The organism is Lutispora thermophila DSM 19022 (assembly GCF_900142105.1).
In the GTDB taxonomy this organism is placed as follows: Bacteria; Bacillota; Clostridia; order Lutisporales; family Lutisporaceae; genus Lutispora; species Lutispora thermophila.
Genome location: NZ_FQZS01000023.1, coordinates 1 through 23,504 on the forward strand (window position 1 = coordinate 1; position 23,504 = coordinate 23,504).

19 protein-coding genes are annotated in these 23,504 nt (G+C 34.5%); 16 read left to right on the plus strand and 3 right to left on the minus strand.

Annotated features, from left to right (window positions below):
* The 4 genes from BUB48_RS14195 to BUB48_RS19195 all read left to right on the plus strand — a co-directional run.
* Positions 1-562, plus strand: a 562-nt coding sequence (locus BUB48_RS14195; RefSeq protein ID WP_139249999.1) for a ParM/StbA family protein, incomplete at its 5' end; no start/stop codon positions are given.
* 4 nt (positions 563-566) lie between these two features.
* A complete protein-coding gene (locus BUB48_RS14200) occupies positions 567-857 on the plus strand; it encodes a hypothetical protein (RefSeq protein WP_073026941.1) in 291 nt (96 codons plus the stop codon).
* A gap of 597 nt (positions 858-1,454) precedes the next feature.
* Complete coding sequence (locus BUB48_RS14205) at positions 1,455-1,964, plus strand: hypothetical protein (protein WP_073026943.1); 510 nt, start codon at positions 1,455-1,457, stop codon at positions 1,962-1,964.
* A gap of 134 nt (positions 1,965-2,098) precedes the next feature.
* Positions 2,099-2,305 (plus strand): sodium ion-translocating decarboxylase subunit beta, encoded by a 207-nt coding sequence (locus BUB48_RS19195; RefSeq protein ID WP_084524673.1) that lies wholly within the window; start codon positions 2,099-2,101, stop codon positions 2,303-2,305.
* Between the two features lie 120 nt (positions 2,306-2,425).
* On the opposite strand, the gene BUB48_RS14215 is transcribed toward BUB48_RS19195, so the two are convergent.
* Positions 2,426-2,713, minus strand: a complete 288-nt coding sequence (locus tag BUB48_RS14215; RefSeq protein WP_052221639.1) for a hypothetical protein — start codon at positions 2,711-2,713, stop codon at positions 2,426-2,428.
* Positions 2,714-2,811: 98 nt separating this feature from the next.
* The gene (locus BUB48_RS14220) at positions 2,812-4,878 is read right to left on the minus strand and encodes a CHC2 zinc finger domain-containing protein (RefSeq protein ID WP_073026945.1); all 2,067 of its coding nucleotides are present in this window, start codon (positions 4,876-4,878) and stop codon (positions 2,812-2,814) included.
* 372 nt (positions 4,879-5,250) lie between these two features.
* Between BUB48_RS14220 and BUB48_RS14225 the strand changes: the two genes are divergently transcribed.
* Positions 5,251-5,538 (plus strand): stage V sporulation protein S, encoded by a 288-nt coding sequence (locus BUB48_RS14225; protein WP_073026947.1) that lies wholly within the window; start codon positions 5,251-5,253, stop codon positions 5,536-5,538.
* A gap of 244 nt (positions 5,539-5,782) precedes the next feature.
* On the opposite strand, the gene BUB48_RS19200 is transcribed toward BUB48_RS14225, so the two are convergent.
* Positions 5,783-6,028: a helix-turn-helix domain-containing protein gene (locus BUB48_RS19200; protein ID WP_034835500.1), complete on the minus strand. Its 246-nt coding sequence runs from the start codon at positions 6,026-6,028 to the stop codon at positions 5,783-5,785.
* Between the two features lie 104 nt (positions 6,029-6,132).
* Between BUB48_RS19200 and BUB48_RS14235 the strand changes: the two genes are divergently transcribed.
* From BUB48_RS14235 to pglZ, 11 genes are all read left to right on the plus strand, one after another.
* Positions 6,133-7,017: a GGDEF domain-containing protein gene (locus BUB48_RS14235; RefSeq protein WP_073026949.1), complete on the plus strand. Its 885-nt coding sequence runs from the start codon at positions 6,133-6,135 to the stop codon at positions 7,015-7,017.
* 191 nt (positions 7,018-7,208) lie between these two features.
* Positions 7,209-7,493: a stage V sporulation protein S gene (locus BUB48_RS14240; RefSeq protein ID WP_073026951.1), complete on the plus strand. Its 285-nt coding sequence runs from the start codon at positions 7,209-7,211 to the stop codon at positions 7,491-7,493.
* Between the two features lie 166 nt (positions 7,494-7,659).
* Positions 7,660-7,872, plus strand: a complete 213-nt coding sequence (locus tag BUB48_RS14245) for an aspartyl-phosphate phosphatase Spo0E family protein (protein ID WP_034835510.1) — start codon at positions 7,660-7,662, stop codon at positions 7,870-7,872.
* 361 nt (positions 7,873-8,233) lie between these two features.
* Entirely contained in the window at positions 8,234-9,301 is a 1,068-nt protein-coding gene (locus BUB48_RS14250; RefSeq protein ID WP_073026953.1) for a DNA sulfur modification protein DndB, read from the plus strand.
* A 919-nt stretch (positions 9,302-10,220) separates the two neighbouring features.
* On the plus strand, positions 10,221-10,694 hold the full coding sequence (locus BUB48_RS14260; protein ID WP_073026957.1) for a hypothetical protein: 474 nt from the start codon (positions 10,221-10,223) through the stop codon (positions 10,692-10,694).
* A gap of 593 nt (positions 10,695-11,287) precedes the next feature.
* Positions 11,288-11,893 carry a DUF1819 family protein gene (locus BUB48_RS14265; protein ID WP_073026959.1) on the plus strand — a complete coding sequence of 202 codons (606 nt, stop codon included), beginning with the start codon at positions 11,288-11,290 and terminating at the stop codon, positions 11,891-11,893.
* Positions 11,894-12,478 (plus strand): DUF1788 domain-containing protein, encoded by a 585-nt coding sequence (locus BUB48_RS14270; RefSeq protein ID WP_073026961.1) that lies wholly within the window; start codon positions 11,894-11,896, stop codon positions 12,476-12,478.
* A 36-nt stretch (positions 12,479-12,514) separates the two neighbouring features.
* Positions 12,515-16,075, plus strand: coding sequence for a BREX system P-loop protein BrxC (gene brxC, locus BUB48_RS14275; RefSeq protein ID WP_073026962.1), 3,561 nt, complete (start codon positions 12,515-12,517; stop codon positions 16,073-16,075).
* 13 nt (positions 16,076-16,088) lie between these two features.
* Positions 16,089-19,703, plus strand: a complete 3,615-nt coding sequence (gene pglX, locus BUB48_RS14280) for a BREX-1 system adenine-specific DNA-methyltransferase PglX (RefSeq protein WP_073026964.1) — start codon at positions 16,089-16,091, stop codon at positions 19,701-19,703.
* 18 nt (positions 19,704-19,721) lie between these two features.
* Positions 19,722-20,882, plus strand: a complete 1,161-nt coding sequence (locus tag BUB48_RS14285) for an RNA-binding domain-containing protein (protein WP_073026966.1) — start codon at positions 19,722-19,724, stop codon at positions 20,880-20,882.
* 59 nt (positions 20,883-20,941) lie between these two features.
* Positions 20,942-23,500, plus strand: a complete 2,559-nt coding sequence (pglZ, locus tag BUB48_RS14290; RefSeq protein WP_073026968.1) for a BREX-1 system phosphatase PglZ type A — start codon at positions 20,942-20,944, stop codon at positions 23,498-23,500.
* Positions 23,501-23,504 lie beyond the last annotated feature (4 nt).

Consider the following 23,504-nt stretch of genomic DNA (forward strand, 5'->3'; position numbering starts at 1 on the left):
GGATATAAAGTTTAATTTTAACAAAAAGGATTATGCAATTAATATAGTTGATTGCCGTACTTATCCTCAAGGGTATTCCGCACTAATAACTGTGTTTAACAGTTACAGGAATCTTCTATGCAATGTTATCGATATTGGTGGATATACAATTGATTTTTTCAGAGTAGAAAATGGAATCATAGATGTTTCAGCATGCTATTCGCTTCCCAACGGAATCATCACATTAATTGCCAATATACAGCAGGAACTTCTTAAAACAAATATCAGACTTACGGAAACTCAGATACAGGAGATTATCACAGGAAAAGAACCTGTTCTTTTCGAGGCAGATATTAAGGAAGTAATTAAAGTGATGTCAGAAGAGTATGTAGAAAATATATTAGCGAAAATTCAAGAATATGGATTTGAGTTTCACAATCCTACTGTTTTTACAGGGGGAGGGAGCATAATGCTTCAGGATTACATTGAAAAGTCAAATAGAGTAAAGTACACGGACTTTCTTGACCAGTTTGCAAATGCCAAAGGTTTTAAAATCCTATTAGAGCAAGAACTAAGAAGGTGAGTTTATGGCAACAAAAAGGATAAACCTCTCATTTTCTATGGATAGGGAGGATGATGCAAAGGTATATAACATACTTTCTGCACAAAAGTATAAAACAGATTATGTTATAAAGGCAGTGTTAAGTTTTACGGGAAAAGGGGATAAGGATTTTGACAAGGAAGCAGTAAAACAGGCTGTAAAGGAGGCAATAGCAGAATGCGGAGGAATTACTACAGGGAACAGCAGAAAAGATAATAATGATTGCGTTCAGCATGAATTACCTGACAACATATTCGATATGTTTAATAATCTGTAACCATTATGAGCAGTGAAGTTCCAGACTTCCTGCTTTTTTTCTTGAATGAATATATAAGATGGAGAGATATCTAGTGAACCATAACTTCATTTAAGTTATATCCTTACCCCTTGCTCCTTACTCCACACCCCCTAGTAGTTCCTAAATGAACTGGAATAAAATGTATGGAACTAAAAAGAACTAAGGTTTGATTATTAATTTCATATGAATCGATTTTAGAAACGATTTCCTTATATAGAAAACTGATAAGATAATTATTTAGAATTCATCCTTTTTGCATGAGAAACGGAGCAAATAGATAGTTTTTTAATAGGCAAAAGGGGTTAGAAACGGTTCTAAGGGATAAGGGGTAAAAAAGTGATTCTAAAAAAGCAGGTGTATGGGGATTATAGGTTAAAGGGGATAGGGGGCTTGGAATTAAAAACTGCATAATATGATAGTAACTATTAAAGTATTAAATTTTCTTACCCATTATCTTATTAAGAATCTATAAAAAAGACTCTATTAATAACTTCGGTTGTACTATATAATAGTAAACAGACATTCTTGGGAAAATATAGCACAATATTGCATGTATCCTTTTTGAGGTGGAGATATATGAAAATCAAAAGCAAAACAATTATTATATCAGTATTTTTAATAATACCTTTAATACTGTTTTTATCAAGTTATATAAATTTTCGTAGTCAGAAAATCAATAATGAGCACTTAGAAAGTTTCAAAAATAACCTTATGACAACCGTCCAGCAAAAATCATATTTTGATATGAAAAATATAACTTATTTTGAATGGGACAGAATGTATGTTATATGGCCTTATACCAGCAGAACAGAAATGCAGAAAATAGTAGGCACAAAATGGACTACTGCCGATACATATATTGGTTACCTGATATTTGATAAAACCTGGCTCGGAGAGCATCCACTCGATGATGATATATTTCATAAATTAGTTTTTGTAAAAGATAATAAAGTAGTTCTGGATGTTACGCTCGACAGAAGCGATGTAGATTTTACACAAATTAATAGTCCTGTTATAAATGATAATGTCTTATTTGACATTGATAAAACAGATGGAAGAAATATTATTAAAATAAGTAAGCAATAGAGAATACGATGCTTTCGTAAAAAAAGAGGATGTTTGGAGTGAATAAGGTATGAAAAAAGAAAAATCAATAAAGATGATTACTATATTTACTGTTATATGTGCTTTAGTAGCATTTATCAGTTTATTTCCCAGTTATCTGCTGTCATTATATTTGTCTCATAAATTCTATAGATACAAGAGATGCTGGTTCAATAGGAATTATAGGCGGTGCAGATGGACCAACAGCAGTTTATTTGTCAGGTCAGTCTTCTTCGCACTTGTTTACTGCAATCTTTGCATTGCTAACAATATTGGGATTCATATATCTAGTTGTTATCAAATATAAGAAAAATCATAATTAATCCAGAATCAGTTATTTATCAGGAGCAAAGATGTAACAACAGGTTTGTTTGTACAGAAAAGATAATATAACATATTATATAAAAAGGCTTTCCAGTCAAAACTGAAAAGCCATAAGATTATTAATCAGATAACCATTTATCCAGATATTTTATCATCTCACTTACATCTGGATAATGCTGTGAGAACCTTTCAGGTGCCAATTCGGGCACTCTATCTGACAATTTATTCAGCAATTCCTTTAATTCATTCAGTAAATCTATCCCGTCGTTGTAGTTATAATGGTAAACAGTTTCAAGGATGTCAAGGTAATATTCGGCATCCTGATATTCCCTTGAGTCTTTACCAAAGTTCTTGTCTATTGCAGAAAGTATATTCTTAATTTCTTGTTTTAAATTCTTGGCTTTCATACAACCACGTCCTTTCATTTGATTTTAAACAGGATACAGAATTATGGTTTTGAAAGTCAAGTTTTTTTTGATTAAAAAATTTTTAAGATTACGGCTCATTAAAAAGGAATACTGACATCGTCATATATAGGGGTGAAGTTGCCATCATCCAGTACAGCGGTGATAGGGGCTATACCAGTTGAAGAATGGTAACTTTCATTTTTAGGGATATAATCACATACATCAAAATCTTTATTTTTTATTATATTGCCTACAATAGCAGCAATCTGTTTTTTGGAACATTCGTTGTCTATTTTCTTAATTAAATCTAAATCAAATCTCTTTTTCAGATGAAACAGTTGTGCTTTAGAAATGTTGATTAGGTTTTCTCCTGCATTTCTTTCTTCTTGAGCATTGCCTGCGTTAATATTGCTATTTTCTTTTATGGCAGTTTCTGTTTCATCAGTATCCTGCATGTCATGATAATCCTTTGTAGAAAGGTTAAAGAGAATTTTTATTTCTTCTTCTCTAAAGCAACATAATTTTTTTAATACTGCAAGTTGCTGATATGTCATATCCTTTAAATCTATATGCTTAACAATTGCTTCAGCAAAATTAGTCATCTGGTTTATATCTCTTGGGTCAATACATATAATTTCATTTTCAGTGTACAGGCCTGTTTTTAATAGAGTGTTTAAATCTTCATTACTTGCAGGGGTAAAAGAATAGGCTTGTTTTTCCCATAGACTAATTAAAAGCCTTAGCATGTTATCATCACGCAGTTTAACGGAACAATCGGTAATATCTTTTCCTAATTCTTTAAAGGTACTTATAATTCTAATATTCCTGAAACCAAACTGCCAAAGGCGGTAGGCGGCTGCAATGCTTTTGCTTTGTCCAACCTTATGGTCATCATTATCAAAGAATAAGTTAATAACCACATCTTTGCCGAAATATTTATCAATTAAGTATATATGGAAGTCGGTTAAATTTGCCTGCCCTGGAGAAACGGCGTCATATCCCATGCAGGAAAGTTTTATTGCATCTGCAATGCCTTCTGTAATCCATAATGCATTAATGCATTTATTCTTCAGTTCGTAAAGGTTAAAAAGGAAGTTTCCAGGTTTAAACGGAACAAAATTTCTAAAAGCCGTTCCGTTTTTATTTGCTGTCAAGTTATCCTGATAATCGGTCACGTTAAGATATTTGTACTGTTTTGGAGCATTTAAATCTGTTTGTCGGCACTGGTACCCGACAACTATGCCAGTTTCATGGTCTTGAACGGGAAACAGGACTCTGTCATTCAGCATAAAGAAATCACTGTAGTAGAGTTGCTTCTGGCTAGCCTTATCAAAATAGATAAGTTCATATCTCAAAGCAGTATCTATGTCTATATTATATTTCTTACTCATGAAATCAGAGAGTTTATCGACAGAATTTAATTTATCTGCATTTTGAGTAAAGTCATTAATCAGTTTACTGTTTTTAGCATCCTGAATTGCTTTATCATAATCAGTAATCCCATTGTCAATTATATTCTGGGCTTTATGATGCCTGATGGTCATTTCAAGGTCCAGTGCTTCCAGTATAAAACCGGGCTTGTTTGTAGAGTTGGAAGGAGAAACCTTGAAGGAAGGCTTTATTTGTTGTTCTTCTCCTTGGCATTGGCGGCCTTGCGATTCTGCTGTATAAGAAAAATATCTTTCAGGAAGCAGCCAGATATTATAGTAATCTGTATATCTAAGGCTATTTGTTTTATGATAGCGTTCCAGTATTTTATCTTTTAACTTCTGCTCAAAATCAGCGATTGAGTTGAATCCTAGATTCAGCCCAGCAAAGTTGTTTGCAGCAAAAATTTTTGCTTCGTTGAGGCTGTTCCTACCTGAGAAATTTTGCATATACATGATAAATTCAAGGTATGTACCGCTTTTACCGCAGGCGTTGCAGTGAAAGTTCCGTTTGTTGTCATTAAGAGAAAGAGAGGTAGGGTTATCTGCTCCAGAATGGAATGGGCAGACAAAACGCCCTTTGTTATATTTCCCTTTAAGCCTGTAAAAATCCTTTAACTTTGCAGCAGTGAGAGACTGCTGGATTAGAGGTTCAATATCATTAAGGTATTGAAATATTAATACACCAACATCGTGAGATGTCTTTTTGGCAATGATGTTATCTAAACTGCTGTTCATAGGCTATTCCTCCGTTCCGTAATTTTTAATGAACGTATTATAGCCATAAATCAGTGTATTTCAAGAGGAACTTTATTTTGTAACAAAAATGTAACAAAAAAATAAAGCCTAAAAATTTGACAAACTTAAAAATATGGTTAATATGTTATTAATACTTCAAGGTACTTCAGTTCAAGAAAACTTTGCGAAACATTGAGAGACGCCTTGAAGTTAATGAAGTATGAAGTATTAATGAAATATTCTAATCAATTTTAGTTTTGGTTCAATTCTTGTTTTGAACTGAAGTAATGAAGAATGAAAATTAATACTTGAAATGCTTTATAATCAATCAATAATATGCCTCATAAAACAGGTTAAGGAGGCATATGAGACATGAGCATACAGGTATTAAAAGTTTCAGGGAATAGTAATATTAATGCTGTTGCTGATACAATTAATAAATACGTAGATGAGTATGGCATTGTCCATATTGATGCTATAGGTGTAAAGGCAACATATATGACAGTGAAAGCCCTTATACAAGCGGTTGAATATCTGGTGAGTAAAGGGTATAGGTTTAATTTGAGGCCATATTACGTTAAAGTAAACACAGCAGGAAATGATATACAGCCAATTAGTAAGACTGCCATTCGGTGGACTTTGATTGCTAAGGGGAAATAATACAAGTTTTTGTATTTATAACCGAAATATGGTAAAATGAATACACACAGTCGAAAGGTACACACCTTTCTTATACTGCATAAGTATAGGAGAGGTGTGTTTTTTGTTTATACTCTTAGGAAGATGTAGGAAGATGGTTAAATAAATAACAAATGGGGTATAAGGTATAAGGGAAGGAAAAGGGCTGTAGGATTTACAAAGATGAGGATATAGTTTATAATGTTCTAATAAAGAACATTATAAACTATTTTTCTAACCCTAACAGCCAGCCAGGGCTGACTTTTAGGATTTGACACAGGGCTAATAATTCGAAATCAGTCACAATACGCCTCTGCTGCTCGATTTTGCTGATACTTGCCCTGTCTATATATACAGCCATTGTCTCCAACCTGGCTGATAACTGCTGTTGGGTTAGATTGCTTTTTAACCTTGCAACTTTTAACCGAGGCCCGATGATATTTCGATTATCATTGTCGAGTACCAATTTCATATTTACCACCTTTGTGTTTTATTAGAACATTTTAAGTTTAACCGAACATCTAAACTTTTATGTTCTAATAAAGCACATAACATGGTTTTGTAGGAGAATGTGCTATGGAGGAGTTTGTAAAAGCCGACAAAACAATATGCATATTGACAAACTATCAAGGTGAGATATATTACAGCAATATCGGTAAGGACGCTGCTGGAAAGTACCTGGAAGATATCCATATCTTTGACCATTTGCCTGTTGACGGTACTGTTAGTTACAAAGTTGGGAATTATAGTATCACTGCTGATAAGGTTGTTTTAGACGAAGGAAGATACTATTTGATTCTTATTCAACCGCATGGGAACATATACAGATATGCATACAGGGATTCATTTACGGGCTTATACAACAGAAACTACTGGGAGCAGTTGATATCAGGTATGATGCACCGCCCCATACCCAAAAGGTTTACTTTAATTGTTATTGATGTTGACAATCTAAAGAATCTTAATGATAATAAAGGCCATTTGGCGGGGGACAAGGCTATACGGATTGTCGGGAAGTCTATTAGAGAAAGTATTCGGAAACAGGATATTGCCATACGGTACGGGGGAGATGAGTTCTTTATACTTCTTGCAAATACGAAAAAGGCTATAGTAGAAAAGGTGATAAACAGGATTAAGGAAAATATAAGAAAAAGGGGGAAGAAAGAAAATATTCGTATTGAAATAAGTGCAGGGACGGCCTGCTCAGATTGTACCTGCGAGATGGAAAAGGTAATAACCATAGCCGACAGCAAAATGTACAAAGAGAAGGCTGGGAAAAAGGTTAAAGCAAAACAGATAGCAGATGAACTATTGGAATTAAAACAGAAAATAGAGGCAGTGAGGGATGAATTAAAAAATAAAGTTATCTGGAAACCAAACGGGTCGGTTGACAAAGAACTGATGGAGGTAAATATAAAACTGGAAAATCTGATTAAAAAGCATTTAAAAGATGCACAATAATCCCATAAAAGAAGCAGGTATATTATTAACCTGTTAAGATACAAATTGATTTACAGGTGATATTGACCTGTTAATTGATGGAGGATTTGTTTTGAAATGAAGCATTGAAAGGAAAGCATAAGACACTTGAAACTATTAACAATCAATCCTTATTATGCTGATAAATACAAACTAAGGAGGCATAATAAGGTATGAATATACAGGTTTTAAAAGTTGCTGGAGACAGCAACGTTAATTCTGTTTCTGATAAAATAATCCAACATGCTGTGAACGATGGAATAGTGCATGTAGACTGCATAGGGGTAAAAGCAACTTACACAGCCGTAAGAGCGATAATATTGGCAACAGAGTATCTGGTAAAGGAAGGCTACAAATTTAATTTGCGCCCTTATTATACGGAAGTGGATGTACAGGATAATGACAAAATGGTACAAAAAACTGCCATACGCTGGACTATAGTTGCAAAGAAAAAATAAAATAGAAGTTGTTATTGTAGAAAAATAGCAATTATGGTAATATAAGAATATACGGACGGGAGGACATGCCTCCCTATACTGCCAGGCTTAGTGCCTGGAATGTAAGAGTATAGGGTTGGTGTGTCCTTTTTTGATGCTTTTGTTGTTCAGAAGGGGGGAGTATAAGATGTTTTGCAAAAGTATACCTATAAAATCTAATAATATCAGGCAGGAATTACAGGAAATTAATAATTCAATAGAAGTCATGAGGGAAAAACTTAATAAATTGGTTGGTGAAGGCTTAAAATCAGATAAGAGAACTATTGAAATAAGCCAGCAATTGGACATACTTATACGGGATTATTATTTAAAAAGCATTAAGATTAATAAAAATGATTAAGATTATATCCAGAAAAGGAAAAGCAAAATAAGAATTAAAGAATGCAGTATTTATTAAAAATTATGGCTGATACCTATCGCAGTATCAGCCTGTTTTTATTCACAAGATATCCACAAAATATCCACATGATTTGTTGATAATTCAACCCAAATATGCTTTAGGTAAATTATATGGATTAAATCAAAGTTGAATGGCATATCAATTATGTATTAACGAAATCTATAAAACTGATTATTAACTTTTCCCTTGTGCCTTTAACCTATATCTGATAGAATACAACCAGAAAATATTGTCCATAATTTTAGTATTGTAAAAGATTGCTGTATTATTATAAGCATATAAACGAGGGAGGAAAGTACATATGTCGGAATACGTGTTCAGGAATGTGAGTCAAATAGGCGAAAAGGAATACCAGACAGTAATTGATGGACAGGAATTAGCAGAGATGTGGAGGGATGGGATAATAACATATAACCCAGAAATCCAAAGGGGTACAAAAGTTAAAAGGGGAAAGGACAACACGGAAACTGAAGTTGCTGTGTACAGCAAAGCGAATGTAAAAAAGATTTACGAATCTATGTTAAGTGGGCAGTATTTTACCGATATGATTACTTTAAATATTCTTGCAGACGGCAATGAAAAGATTGAACTTGATGACGAGGGAAACCTTAATGTGGACGCTAAAATAGATATCTCTGACGGACAGCACAGAATCAGGGCTTTGGCTATGATTCTCGAAGGAAATGAAAAAGGGGGTTTAGCCTTTGATTTGACTGAACTTAAATTTCCAGTAAAAATAACTAATTACGATGTTCAAACTGCACAACAGCAATTCCACCAGTTTTCTCTTGGGCTCAAAATCAGTTCAAGCCGTGCGGAATATTTTAATCAAACCGGCCTTGCAAACATTATTGTGAGAGAATTGATGAAAAACAGTGACCTGGCTGGCAGGGTAGAAGTGGTAAGAAATTCAATACCTAAAAAGGACGAAAGGCATATTGTTACTTTTGCTACCCTTGTAAACGCTATAGAGATAGTTTACAAGGATTTAGAAACAAGGGTTCAGGCGATGGAACTTGCAAAGTATCTATCGGAATTTTTCAACGAACTTATAAACCTTATTCCTGAACTTCACAACTACGAAAAGAGGGCACAGAGCAAAGAGACATCGCTGACGGGAGAAAACTTTATGTTTTACGGGTATGTGGCGATAAGCAAAGTTCTAAGGGAGAAGGAGAATTGGAAAGAGTATTTGCCATTAATTAATGAACTAGATTTATCAAAAGGCTCTAAGCAGTGGTACGGAGATGTTATTAAAAGAGGAAAGGGAAAGGGGTATACTATAGTAAATAACAATGAAAGCAGAAAAACATTTGCTAATAAGATTGAAAAGATGTTTAAAAAGTTACTAAATGAAAAAACTGCATAATTAAATGCAATAAATATGGCTGACAGGATGCTGATAGTAGGCTAATCTGTCAGCCTTTTTGGTCAGAGGGGGGGAAGGTTTAGGGAATTAGTTATAAGGTTGTTTTAATGCATGATTATATTTTTGTCGTATAAAAAATCTATCAAACCCTTAACCCATGAGCCTTTGACCTAACTACAGGGTAATGGTTATGGTTTAAGTTAAAAAGGTATAGTATGAAAAATATACTTGACATGAATAATTAATTATTTATAAAATGCTTCAGCAAAAACTGGTTTCATCATTAATGCCTCTTTTATTAAACTGTCTACTGAAAAAGTAGGCAGTTTTTTAATGTAAAATTCAAAGCAGTATGTTACTATGAAGATTTTTCAATAAATAGATGAATTGAGACAAAAGTCCTATAAAAAATAGGATAAAAGACCTATATAAAATTGGAGGGACTAATTTTTTTATGTGTTATGTTCATAAATAGAAGAGGTAAAGAGGGTTTAAGGAGTATGAGAAAAAGGCATAAAAATTTTGGATTTCCTATATGTTACACTCAAAATGTAGGGAGATGCATAATAAATACCAAAAATTTTTTATGTTATGCTTATATATGTAGGGGTTTAATGGTTCAAATAAAGTTTGAAAAATTTGAACCCTCTGCTTTTAGAAATACATTTTACTCTAACGATATGAGGTAATCAAGGGAGGTGGTTTTGTGATAAATATTAGAGCACCAGATAAAGAAAATGAGAGGCATTTTGCGGATGCCTCCTAGATATAAGAATTCGAATATAAAATATTTCTTGACTATAAATTATATCAAAAATATAAACTTATAGATAAAGAGAAAAATTAGAAAAATCAAATTTAGTTTTAGTCAATCAAGATTAGAAAATTAAGATTTAATAACATGAAAGGATGAAGAATTATGACCTATTATTTTAATCAAAGTGATTTAGAAAAGTATCTTGCTGAGTATAAAGAACTCAAAAATATTGAAAAAGAATTGTTGAAAGAAAATAAACTTGCTAATAATTATGATTTATATGAACAATATATGAGTAAAATCCAAACATATTATTTTGATGAGAACATCGAATATGCTAAAATATATGCAAATACAAAAGAAGAGTTAATAGAAAAAACAAGAGAATATCTTAAAGATATATATGGTCTAGATGGGTATGAATTATTAGAATATGAAGAAGCATTGCAAAAAGCATATATTAATTTTATTGGTCAAGGATATTATCAAATTTATAATTCAATTGGATGTAGTGGAGATATTAGCGTCCATAGAATAGACGAAATGCTTAAAATTGCTCTTAGTAGTGCAATGATGAAATATGAATTTGATGATGAAGTGTGGGAATATATTTGTGAACATTGTAATGATATATAAAAATTAATTATATTTATTATTCAACTGTCTACTTAAAAAGTAGACAAATTTTTCTTTTTAATAAAAGGCTAAAATAATTTTTCATTGTAATAAACTAGATTCTTCTATTGCTACAATGAACAAAATAGTAAGATTCATAAACTTAACAGAGCAATAGGGGAAACCTTGAAACTTCTTTATAATTATTGCTGCCAGATATGTGGAGAAAATATTAGTGTAAGATATGGAGTCAATATAGAGTAGAATCACACCATTTAGACCCCTTTGTTAAATCACTCAATAACAATGCTGAAAATCAGATTATTGTTTGTCCGAATCATCATCGGATTATCCATAGAGCAAGACCTGTTTTTGACAGGAGAAAATTAATTTTTGCTTATCAAAATGGAGTAGAGGACAGGATTATATTGAACCAGTATTTGTAGAAATCAAGATTTGAAAGGTTGTTTATTATTTTATATTAAAGTTATAGTCTGATTTTTAGACAATATACACGTCATTTATATTACAGTTTTATACTTAAGCCTGTACAATTTTTTTATTAATAGGTATAATTAAAATATCAAAAAAGTGGACCAGAAAGAAGGAAAAGTATGGTTGAAGAGTTAGAATACAAATCCACAATTAAATCAAGACCGTTCCTTTTCAGGGAAACGAAAAAGGCTGCAGAACTTATAAATAAAGGTTTTAAGGAATTTGAGATAAAAGAAAAAGCAAAAAAAGATAACATATTTCAGGTAAACACAGAAACGCGCAGAAGCGAAATTGCGTCAATAGTGCTGCAGAGACTAAAGGCTATTGATGACTTTTTGATTGAAAAAATAGTAAACGGTGATATAGAAACGAGCAAGCAGGTGGTTATCTACTCTATTATGAAGACTGATAGATTATTCTTTGAATTTATGTATGAGGTGTTTAGAGAAAAGATATTACTTCGGGATTTAACATTGCAGGATAAGGATTTTAATCTATATTTTAATAGAAAGAAAGAGCAAAGCGAACGGGTGGCCTCATGGGATGACTACACCTTCTATAAATTGAAACAGGTATATATTCGTATCCTATTTGAGGCTGGTTTTATAAAAGGCCCAAAAAAGGACAGGGAAATTGTTAAGCCAATTCTTGAAGAAGAAGTGGTTCAGCATCTTAAGGAGATTGGAGACATAAAATACCTTAATGCACTGATGGGAGAGATATAAGTGAAAACTATTTATCAAAGGCTTGATGAAATCATACAGCGGATTACGAAAGAATCATTTAGAGAAAATACAGGGCTTGGGAATGAAATAGGATACTATATATTCGATTATGAACCAAGGTATGAAATGCTTGTGAGAGAGCATGTGCATTTTCTTAAACAGAAGATTAATGACGGAGATTATGGTTTTCATATAAAGGAATTTGACTTGTACGAAATAATGCTGGAACTTCTTGAGACAAAAGGTTATCTTGAGAAGAACTTTAAGATGGAACAGGTAAAGGGTAGTGAATTTGTATTTAATGCTACTAAAAAGACATTAAGACTTACTGAGAAAGATGACCTTATAATTCAATATATAAAAGATAGGGTAGTAAAAGGAGATGTAGTATTTATAACCGGTGTGGGGAAAGTATGGCCGGTTATCCGCTCACATACGGTATTAAATAATCTTCATCAGGTTTTGGATGAAGTACCTGTAATTATGTTTTTCCCAGGAGTATATGATGGACTTGAACTGGTGCTTTTTGAAGAAATAAAAGATGACAACTATTATAGAGCATTTAAGTTAGTGGACAGATATTAGAGGGAATTAGGCTAATAATATGGGGAGGGATTAAATGTGTTGATAAAGGATATGTTTAAAAAACCTATTGATAGAGATATCAGAGGTGTAATCAAGGTTGGTCAGGACGATGACAGCAATGTACAACAGGAACTTGAAGAATATGTTGTTACAAAAGAATTGGCAAAGCATTTTGACACTTTCTTTGAAGCATATAAAAAAGGAATAGTAAGTACTACCGACAAAATGGGAGTGTGGATTTCGGGTTTCTTCGGAAGTGGTAAATCCCATTTTCTTAAAATACTTTCCTATCTTCTTGAGAACAGAGAAGTTGAAGGAAAAAGAGCAATTGAATATTTCAAAGACAAGATACAAGACAATATGGTTCTAGCCGATATGAAATTGGCCGGGGATACTTCAGCAGATGTAATTCTATTTAACATTGATTCCAAGAGTGATTCTGATTCAAAAGCCAATAAAGATGCCATAGTAAAAGTATTTAATAAAGTATTCAATGAAATGCAGGGTTTTTGTGGCTCTATGCCTTGGATAGCGGACTTGGAAAGACAGATGGTAACAGATGGTGTTTATGAAGAATTTAAAAAAACCTTTAAAGATATATCAGGAAGAGAATGGGCAGATGCAAGGGAGGATTTCTACTATGAAGAAGATGCCATTGTAGAAGCCCTGTCTAAAAGTACCAAGATGAGTCCTGAGGCAGCCAGGAATTGGTATGCAAAGGCAGAAGAAAGTTATACTTTAAGCGTTGAAAAGTTTGCCAGACGTGTAAGGGAGTATATAGAAAGAAAAGGCAAGAATCATCATGTTATTTTCCTTGTAGACGAAATTGGACAATATATCGGAGATAATTCTCAATTGATGCTAAATCTTCAAACTGTTGTAGAAGATTTGGGAACCGAATGTGGTGGAAAAGCCTGGGTTATTGTTACAAGCCAGCAGGATATTGATTCTGTTACAAAAGTAAAAGGCAATGATTTTTCCAAGATTCAGGGCAGGTTTAATACCCGTCTTAGCCTTTCCAGCGCCAATGTTGACGAGGTAATCAGAAAAAGAATCCTTTTAAAGGAGGATGTAGCAAAGGATACATTAAAACTCCTTTATGAGAATAAAAATTCCATACTTAAAAATCTTATTACTTTCTCAGCAGATACACCGGAGAAAAAGGTATATAAGGATAGTGAGGATTTTGCAGAATGCTATCCTTTTATACCGTATCAATTCAATCTTCTTCAGCAAGTGCTGACTTCTATAAGGATACACGGGGCATCCGGTAAGCATCTGGCAGAAGGGGAGCGCTCCATGATTAGTTCCTTCCAGGAGTCTGCCATAAAATATATGAACAGTGAAGAAGGAACATTAATACCCTTTTCAGCCTTTTATGATACCATTGAAGCCTTCCTTGATTCCAATATCAGGACGGTTATTATTCATGCCCAGGAAAATGGCAATTTGAATGATTTTGACGTAGAACTGTTGAAAGTTCTCTTTATGATTAAATATGTTAAGGAGATACCTGCAAACATAGAAAATCTGGCTACTCTAATGGTATCTCATATAGACGAGGATAAGATAGACCTCAAAAAGAAAATAGAAGAATCTCTAAAGAGGCTGGTAAAGGAAACCCTTGTCCAAAAAAATGGAGACCAATATATCTTCCTTACCCATGAAGAGCAGGATATTAATAGGGAAATAAAGAACATTAGTGTGGATTTGGGAGAGGTAATTCAAAAAATTTCCGAAATCGTCTTTGAGGAAATCTATCCAGATAAGAAATATAAATATTCTTCAAGGTACAACTTTAGTTTTAACCAGGTTGTAGACGATAGATTTTTCAGAGGCAATCAGGGAAATGATATTGGTCTTAAAATTATTACCCCCTATTATGATACTGGAGTAGAACTTACGGATAATGAACTAAAACTAATGACTATGAGGGAAAATAATTTAATTGTTAAACTTCCCAATGATACTACTTTCCTTGACGAAATGGAAGAAGTATTGAAAATTGAAACTTTCCTGCGTAGGAAAGGAGGAACTTCCCTTACTCAGAAGATTGAAGAAATCAAGGATAGAAAAAGAAGGGAACTTGTTGAGCGCAAGGAAAGGGTAAAATTCCTTTTGACGGAGGCCATCAAGAATGCGGACATGTATGCCAATTCCCAAAGGCTTGAGATTAAGTCAAAGCACCCTGTTGACAGGATAAATGATGGTTTCAAGGTGCTTATTGAAGGAATTTATACGAAACTTGGCTATATTACTCACTTTACTACTACCAAAGACTTATACGATATATTTGCAGATAATGAACAGATTACATTAAATGGTGTTGAAGCCCCAAATAAACTAGCCCTTGATGAAATGGCAGGTTATATTGAGAGAAATACAACAAGAAGTATTCCTGTAACCATGAAAACAATCCTTGGCATATATGGAAAAGCCCCTTATGGATGGCTTGAGGAGGATATTGAATGGCTGGTTGCCAAACTGTTTAAGGCACAGGAAATAAAACTGCAATTAAACAGCCAGTACCTTGATGTTCAGGATAGGGAGATTGTCAAATATCTTACCAAGAGGGATTATGCCGACAGGCTTCTTATTGAAAAGAGGATAAAGGTACCTGCACACCAGATTAGCAATGCCAGAGAACTATGCAAAGAATTGTTCAATATTACTGCTGTCCCTTCTGACGAAGATGGACTTATGAGAAGATTTAAAGACCTGGCAAGGGATGAAATTGCAAAAATCAATGAATTGCTGGTTTATTACAAACAGTCCAAATATCCTGGACAGGATATTTTAGAGGAAGGAAAGAAAACATTAGAAAAGGTCTGCAAAATCAATGATGCAAAAGAATTTTATGATGAACTTCAAAGAGAGAAAGATGTACTTCTGGATTATGCTGATGATTCCGTAGATGTTAAGAAATTTTTTGACAGCAACCAGAAGGACTTCTTTGACAAGGCGGTTCACAAGATAAATGTATACAACAGCAACAAGACCTATGTATTGGATAAAGAAGTCATAGATTTGGTAGGACAGATGCAAAAGATTGTTGAAAGCAAGGAGCCCTATTCTGATATACATAAACTACCCAGTCTTATTGACAGGTTTGTGTCCAAGTTTACAGAACTGTTGGAAGAGGAGTGCAAACCTGTAAGACAGGTGATTGAGAGTGATTACAGCAAGGTTCTTGAGGAATTGGATAAGTACGAATTAAAACCTGTACTTTTTGACAGGTTCAAAGCCAGATTCGATGACCTCTTAAACAGGTTGGAGCGTGCCAACAACTTCTATGAAGCCATAGCAATGAAAGAGGAAAGTGACAGGCTTAAACTAAGGTGTTTTGATGAAATTGCTGAGGAACTTGCAAAAAGGAAGCCTGTTGAACCTCCAACAACACCTGAAGAACCGGACAAGCCAACAGTAATAAACGACCCGCCGAGGAAGTATAAAAAGACAGTAAACATCAGTGTTGCCAACATCCTGCATGGCGCAAAAAGTATTGAGAGTGAAGCGGACATAGAGGATGTTGTAAATGAAATAAGGAACAGGCTAAAAAGAGAGTTGAAAGACGACGTCATTATTAAACTTGTATGATGGAGGCATTGACATGGATAAAACAGCAATAAAAAATTTTGCAGTATGGGCGAGAAAAAAACTTATTGAAGATATAAAACAGAAGGCTTATGAGATAGGTATAACTGAGAAAGAAATAAAAGAGCCACAAGTCTCTACATCCGACACTATGATAATAGGAGACAGGACCTTGAATAAGGCGGAAATGGAACAGAGAAGGAGCCTTGTGTCGAGGATAAGAGAAAAAGGATTTAATAATGTGATAGAGGAAGTGGCATATACTTGGTTTAATAGGTTTATTGCCTTGCGTTTCATGGAAGTCAATGAATATCTTCCTACAGGAGTCAGAGTGTTGTCATCTATTGAACCAGGCAAGAAGGAGCCAGATATTATTAAAGAAGCACTTAATATCGACCTTAATATAGACAGAGAACTAGTGTATACATTGCAGGACGACAATGATACTGAGACCCTTTATAGATATCTTCTTGTAAAGCAGTGTAATGCCTTAAAAGAAATCCTACCGGGACTATTTGAAAAGATTGAAGATTATACCGAAATTCTGTTGCCTTCAAACCTCCTTGCTGAAGGGTCTGTTATAAGACAACTGGTAGACAGTATACCCGAGGAGGATTTCAAAGACCAGGTTGAAATCATCGGTTGGATGTATCAGTATTACATCTCCGAGAAAAAGGATGAGGTATTTGAAGGGCTTAAGAAGAACATCAAGATAACTAAGGAGAATATTCCTGCTGCTACCCAGTTGTTTACTCCTGACTGGATTGTCAAATACATGGTGGAAAACTCCTTGGGGAGACTATGGCTGGAAGGACATCCTGATGAAGAATTAAAGAGCAAATGGAAGTATTACCTTGACGAAGCGGAGCAGGAACCTGAAGTTCAGAAACAGTTGGAAGAAATACGGGCTAAAAGCAGAAATATAAGGCCGGAAGATATCAAGGTTTTGGACCCTGCTATGGGAAGCGGACATATTTTGGTGTATGCCTTTGATGTGCTTTATGATATCTACAAGAGTGCGGGATATTCCGAAAGAGATATTCCAAGGCTTATTCTTGAAAACAACCTGTACGGGTTGGATATAGACGATAGGGCGGCTCAACTTGCCTATTTTGCAGTTATGATGAAAGCAAGGAGTAAGAGCAGGAGGATATTCAGGGAAAAGGTAAATGTTAATGTATGTGCTATACAGGAAAGCAATGGTTTTCCTAAAGAGGCTATAGACTATCTTGTAAATCCCGAGGAGACCGAAATAGAGAAGCGGATACACAGAGAGGATGTAGAATATCTTATAAATGCATTTTATGATGCCAAAGAGTACGGGTCTATACTTGAAGTAAAGCCTATTGATTTTGATGCTATTGAGAGAAGATTGGAAGAGATAAGGAATGGAGGAACACAGGATTTATTTGAATATCAGTATAGGAATATAATTCTTGAGAAGATACCGGCTTTGGTTAAGCAGGCAAGGATTATGAGTCAGAAGTATGATGTGGTAGTGACTAATCCTCCGTATATGGGGAATAGAGGAATGAATGGTAAACTACAGCAATTTGTAAAAGATAAGTTTCCTAATTCATCCAGCGATTTATTTGCAGTATTTATAGAAAAAGGTTTTATGTTAACAAAAGAATATGGATTTAATTCAATGGTGACAATGCATTCGTGGATGTTTTTGGGTGCATTTGAAAAAATGAGGAGTTATATATTGGATAATTACTCAATATACTCAATTGTCCATCTTGGATTTGAGGCTTTTGAAAATATTATTGGAAAAGTGGTTCAAACTGCCGCGTTTGTAATTAGAAAATTGCATCTGATTAATATAAGACCAGTTGGGATAAGATTAATCGACTTTTATGATTCAAGAAGGTATGAGAAAGAAAGCCAGTTTTTTAATCCTATTAATAAGTTCTCCAGTTTAAAACAATGTGATTACAAAAAAATACCCGGCGATGTAATTGCATATTGGGTAAATAGGAAATTTATTGAAGCATTCAATAAAGGATTTAGTATTGAAAAATATAGTGATTTTACAGGTTCGTTTAATAAAACAGCCGATAATGAAAAATATCTTAGACTGTGGTGGGAAATACAAAATAACAAAATGGGAAAAAACAAAAAATGGGTTCCTTATTCAAAGGGTGGGAGTTATAGGAAACATTATGGAAATAACGAATTTGTAATTGATTGGACACCAGAAGCGAGAAATTTTTATAATACGAATCCGACATCTAATTTATTAAATGAAAAGTATTGGTATAAAGAAGGTATTACATACACATTAGTTACTACAAAGGGTACAAGTTTTAGATATCTGCCCAAAGGATTTGTATTCGATATGGGCGGGCCTACGATTAACTATATAGAGAACATATTTTATATTCTTGCATTATTTAATTCTAAAATAGTCAGTTTATATTTGGCAGTGTTAAATCCAACAATAAATATGCAAGTAAAAGACATTAAAAGAGTACCAATATATGTAAACTACGGCAAACTAGAAAGAGTAACATTGATTGAAAAATCAAATGTGGAAATCTGTAAAAATGATTGGGATTCCTTCGAAACCTCATGGGACTTCAAAAAACACCCGCTGCTCATTCACAAAGGCAGTAGCACCACGATAGAACAAGCCTTCAACAACTGGGCATCCTTTGCAGAAAAACAATTCAACCAACTAAAAGCCAATGAGGAGGAACTAAATCGTATATTCATCGAAATATATGGCTTGCAGGATGAACTCACTCCCGAAGTGGAGGACAAGGATATAACTATAAGAAAAGCCGACAGGGTAAGGGATATCAAATCTTTCATCTCCTATGCTGTTGGCTGCATGTTTGGCCGATATTCGATTGATGCAGAAGGCCTTATTTACGCTGGCGGCGACTTCAAAGACAAGTGGAAGTGTGAGGATGGTCAGTGGAAAGTAAGAAAGATAGTAAAAGATGAAGAAGGCAAAGTAGTCGAGGATACATGGGTGAATGCTGCCTTTGCACCTGATATGGATAACGTTCTGCCAATTACCGATGACGAATACTTTGAGGATGACATCGTCAGCAGGTTTGTGCAGTTCCTAAAGGTCACATTTGGTGAAGATACTTTAGAAGAAAATCTGGACTACATTGCCGATACATTAGGAAGAAAGTCCTCTGAGACTGCACGGCAGGCTATTAGAAGATACTTCCTCAAGGAATTTTACAAGGACCATGTGCAGGTATACCAGAAAAAGCCTATCTACTGGCTCTTTGATTCTGGTAAGCAAGATGGATTCAAGGCACTCATCTACATGCACCGATATGATGAGTTTACGGTGGCAAGGGTAAGAACTGACTATTTACATAAACTGCAGAAATCCTATGAAGCAGAGATTAAGAGGCTGGATATTGTCATTGACTCCAATGCTTCTCAGAGGGAAAAGGCCAATGCAAGGAAGAAAAAGGAGAAGATACTAAAACAGATAGATGAATGCTTGCAGTATGACCAGGTAATCGCCCATGTTGCAAACCAGAGGATAAAGATAGATTTAGATGACGGGGTAAGTGTAAACTATGCTAAGTTCCAGGGAATTGAGATACCTCAGGGTGAAGGCAGGAAGCCATTGAAAGCGGACTTGCTGGCGAAAATATAGTTAACAGGAGGTTTTCGTATGACTACAGATGAAATAAAGAAGATAATTCAAAATGGGGAAAATTCGTATATTGAGTTCAAAGAAGAGGAAATAAAAGCAAAAGAACTGGCGGAGGAGATTGTTGCCTTTTCCAATTCAGAAGGAGGTATGATTCTTATTGGGGTTGATGATGAAGGAAATATAAAAGGGGTAAAAGATGATAAGATAGAAGAAACGGTGATGAATATATGCAGAAATAATTGTATTCCTCATATTATTCCTTTGTATGAAAACATAGAAGTAGAAGGGAAGAGGATTGCGGTTATTACTGTCCCTAAGGGGCTTAATAAGCCATATTATACTGCTGACCATAAATATTATATACGGGTGGGCACCACAAAGAGGATTGCATCAAAGGAGGAATTGCTGCGGCTTTTTGAGGCAGGAGGAAGCCTCCATTTTGATATTTCTCCCGTTGAAGGAACATCTATCAAAGATTTAAACATCGATATTATTAGAGATTACTTTATGAAGTATAACACATTTGATTTGCTTGAAGAGCCTGAGGAATCTGTAGAAAGGATACTGGTAAATGCAGACATCCTTAAAGAGGTTGATGGCAGAAAACTCTGTACTGTGGGGGGACTGCTGGTATTTGGCAAAAACCCTGAAAAGCACCTTCCGCAGAATGGAGTGAGTTTTGCTCATTTTAAAGGCAATGAAATCACGGATGAATTAATTGATAAAAAGATAATAACTGGAAGAATTCAGGATATTGCGGAACAATTGATGGTTGTGATAAAAAATAATATGCTTATCCCGTCGGTAATTAACGGTCTGAAAAGGGAAGATAAGGAAGAATATCCCATGATTGTTATGAGGGAAGCCATCGTAAACTCGCTGGTGCACAGAAATTACAGCATCAGCGGGTCTAAAATAAGGGTTCTTATGTATGATGACCGTATAGAGTTTAGAAGCCCGGGAAGGCTCCCTAATACGGTAACAATAGAGAAGATGAAGATAGGGGTTTCCTATGCCCGAAACCCTTTCCTTGTTAAGTACATGGAAAATATGAGATATATTGACCAGTTGGGAAGAGGCATACCAATGATACTAAAAAAAATGAAGGAAGCAGGGGCAAAAGAACCATTACTCATGGAGCAGGGAGAAGAGTTTGTTTTGACAATATATAAAGCATAAATAATTGTCTGTTGATGAGGCCATGAATTATTAATTTTTATAGTAGATAGGTGATTTTAATGGATTTAACTCAGGTAAAAATGCTTCTTGAAGATACTTTTAATAAAGAATTGAGTGAAGGGAAGAAACGCCATATTGTTTTCTGGTATGACGGTGATGGGGAATTCAAGGAAGATATAGATGAACTAAATCTTGAAAATGCAAAGATAATTAAATTAAGTAAAAACAGTTATTTTTATGTGAAATATCAATTGGAGAAGGTAGATATGGATTCTAACTATCTTCTCTATGCTCCTTTTGAGAAACCGTCCCCAAAAGAGAATTACTTACTGGATATACTAAAATACAGTATAGAATTTTCTACTGACAAGGCTGCTGTCATCATGAGAGACTTGAATATTTCGGATGACAGTTTAAAGAGCGTGTTTAGGAAATATATAAAGTTCTTTAACAAAAAGGACAGAGAAAAGATTTTTAAAGGATATGAAATAGAAAAGTACACAGAAGAAACAGTGGATTTGGCGGTGCTATCGTCATTGTGCAAACTGCCTTATCCAGATTTTGATGAAGTTTTAAGAGTGCTTTTGATGGAAGAAGATTTGAAGAAAAACAAGTACCTGGAGGCTATCGAGAAGTTTGGAAGATTAGACGTACTGTGGAAACTTGCTGATAAATATTATGGGTATAGTGATAAGGAGCCTACTCTTGAGAAACTGGCTATATTCATGCTGGTTACAAATGTAGCATATTGCCTTAGCGGTGAATTACCTGATACATGGAGAAAATATGTTTCTTCAAGGAAGGCTGACTGTGTAGTATTCTTGAGCAACTTCATGAACCACTCCCTTTACTTTGCTGCTTATGACAGGTTGGCAAACAGTGTGGAAGGGAAACTGAAAGTGCATGAATACATTAATAAATGGGAAATAGAGGACTATATCAACTGTGATACTTTCAAAGCCTTTGACGAAGCAATTATAAGGAAACTCAAAGAACAACTGCTTTCTGATATAGGAGAGTTTGAAAGGTATAGGGATATTATTCAAGCCAGGAGGACAAAGCACTGGTATAACTTTTTTAAATCAGAATATGAGTGTATCTACTGGGCTATCGAGTTATTTGACTGCTGGAAGAGTGCTAGTCAGAATATACGACAGTATACCCCTTTGGAGTTTGCTAAAAGATATACGGAGCAGTATTATAAACTGGATACTGCCTACAGAAAATTCTATACTTCTTTCGACAGACTGCAAAACAAGGAACTGCTGATGGAATTAAGGGATAAGGTTGAAAATATCTATGTTAACGGTTATTTCAATACACTCTCTATTAAGTGGTCCGATAGTCTGGAAACTTTAAATGGAAATTGGACAATTCCCGGTATGATTATGCAGAAGGACTTTTATAATGCGTACATAAAACCATTTAAAAATCGTAAAGAAAGGGTATTTGTCATTATTTCAGATGCGCTTAGATATGAGGTAGCCAGAGAGTTTTGTGATATTCTCAACAAAGAAAGGAAAGGGTCTACGGAAATTGAATATATGCAGGGCTGTATCCCATCCAGTACCCGTTTGGGCATGGCATCCCTTTTACCTCATAAATCTATTACAATAGATGAGGATTATAAGGTATGTGTAGACGGCATATCTTCAGAAGGAACGGATAACAGGAATAAAATTCTAAATAATTATAGCCAGGAGTCAATAGCAGTACAGTTTGTTGATGTCATTGATATGAAGCGTGATGATATGCGTAAAACTTTTGGCGGGAAGGAATTAATATATATCTATCATAATACGATTGATGCCAGAGGGGACAACAGCAAAACCGAAAGAGAAGTTTTTGACGCGGTGGAGGAAGCATTTAAAGAATTAATGCTGTTAATAAATAATCTTGTAAATAATGTTACAGCAACAAATATCATTATTACTGCCGACCACGGATTTATATATAAACGTGGAAACCTTATGGAAAGCGATAAAATATCAAAAGGTTCTATTGAAGATGCTTATGAAAACAGACGTTTTGTATTAAGTACAAATGCTTTAGAATTGGATGGCACTTTAACCTTTGATATGGAGTATTTGCTTGGACCTGATACCAGCCTTAAATATATTTCTCCAAGGGGAGTAAACAGATTTAAAGTGCAGGGGACGGGAGCCAACTATGTACATGGCGGCACATCCTTGCAGGAGATTCTTATTCCTGTAATTAAATTTAAGAATGACAGGAGTAAGGATAGTAAAAACGAAGTGACAAAAGTTGATGTAAAACTTACAAGCATAACAAGAAAAATAACCAACACCATATCTTATTTGGAGTTCTTTCAGACTGAGAAGATAGAGGACAAGCGTGTTCCATTGAGACTTAAAGTATATTTTGTAGATGAAGATGGCAACCGCATATCAAATGAAAATATAATTATTGCTGACAGTAAGTCAGAAAATTATCAGGACAGAAGTTTTAGGGAAAAGTTTGTATTGAAGAATAGAAAATATGATAAAACGAAGAAATATTATCTTATTATGGAAGATGAAGAGGAAACAGTAGAAAAAATATATGATAAAATACCTTTTATTATTGATATAGCCATAAGTGATGATTTTGGCTTTTAAGGTG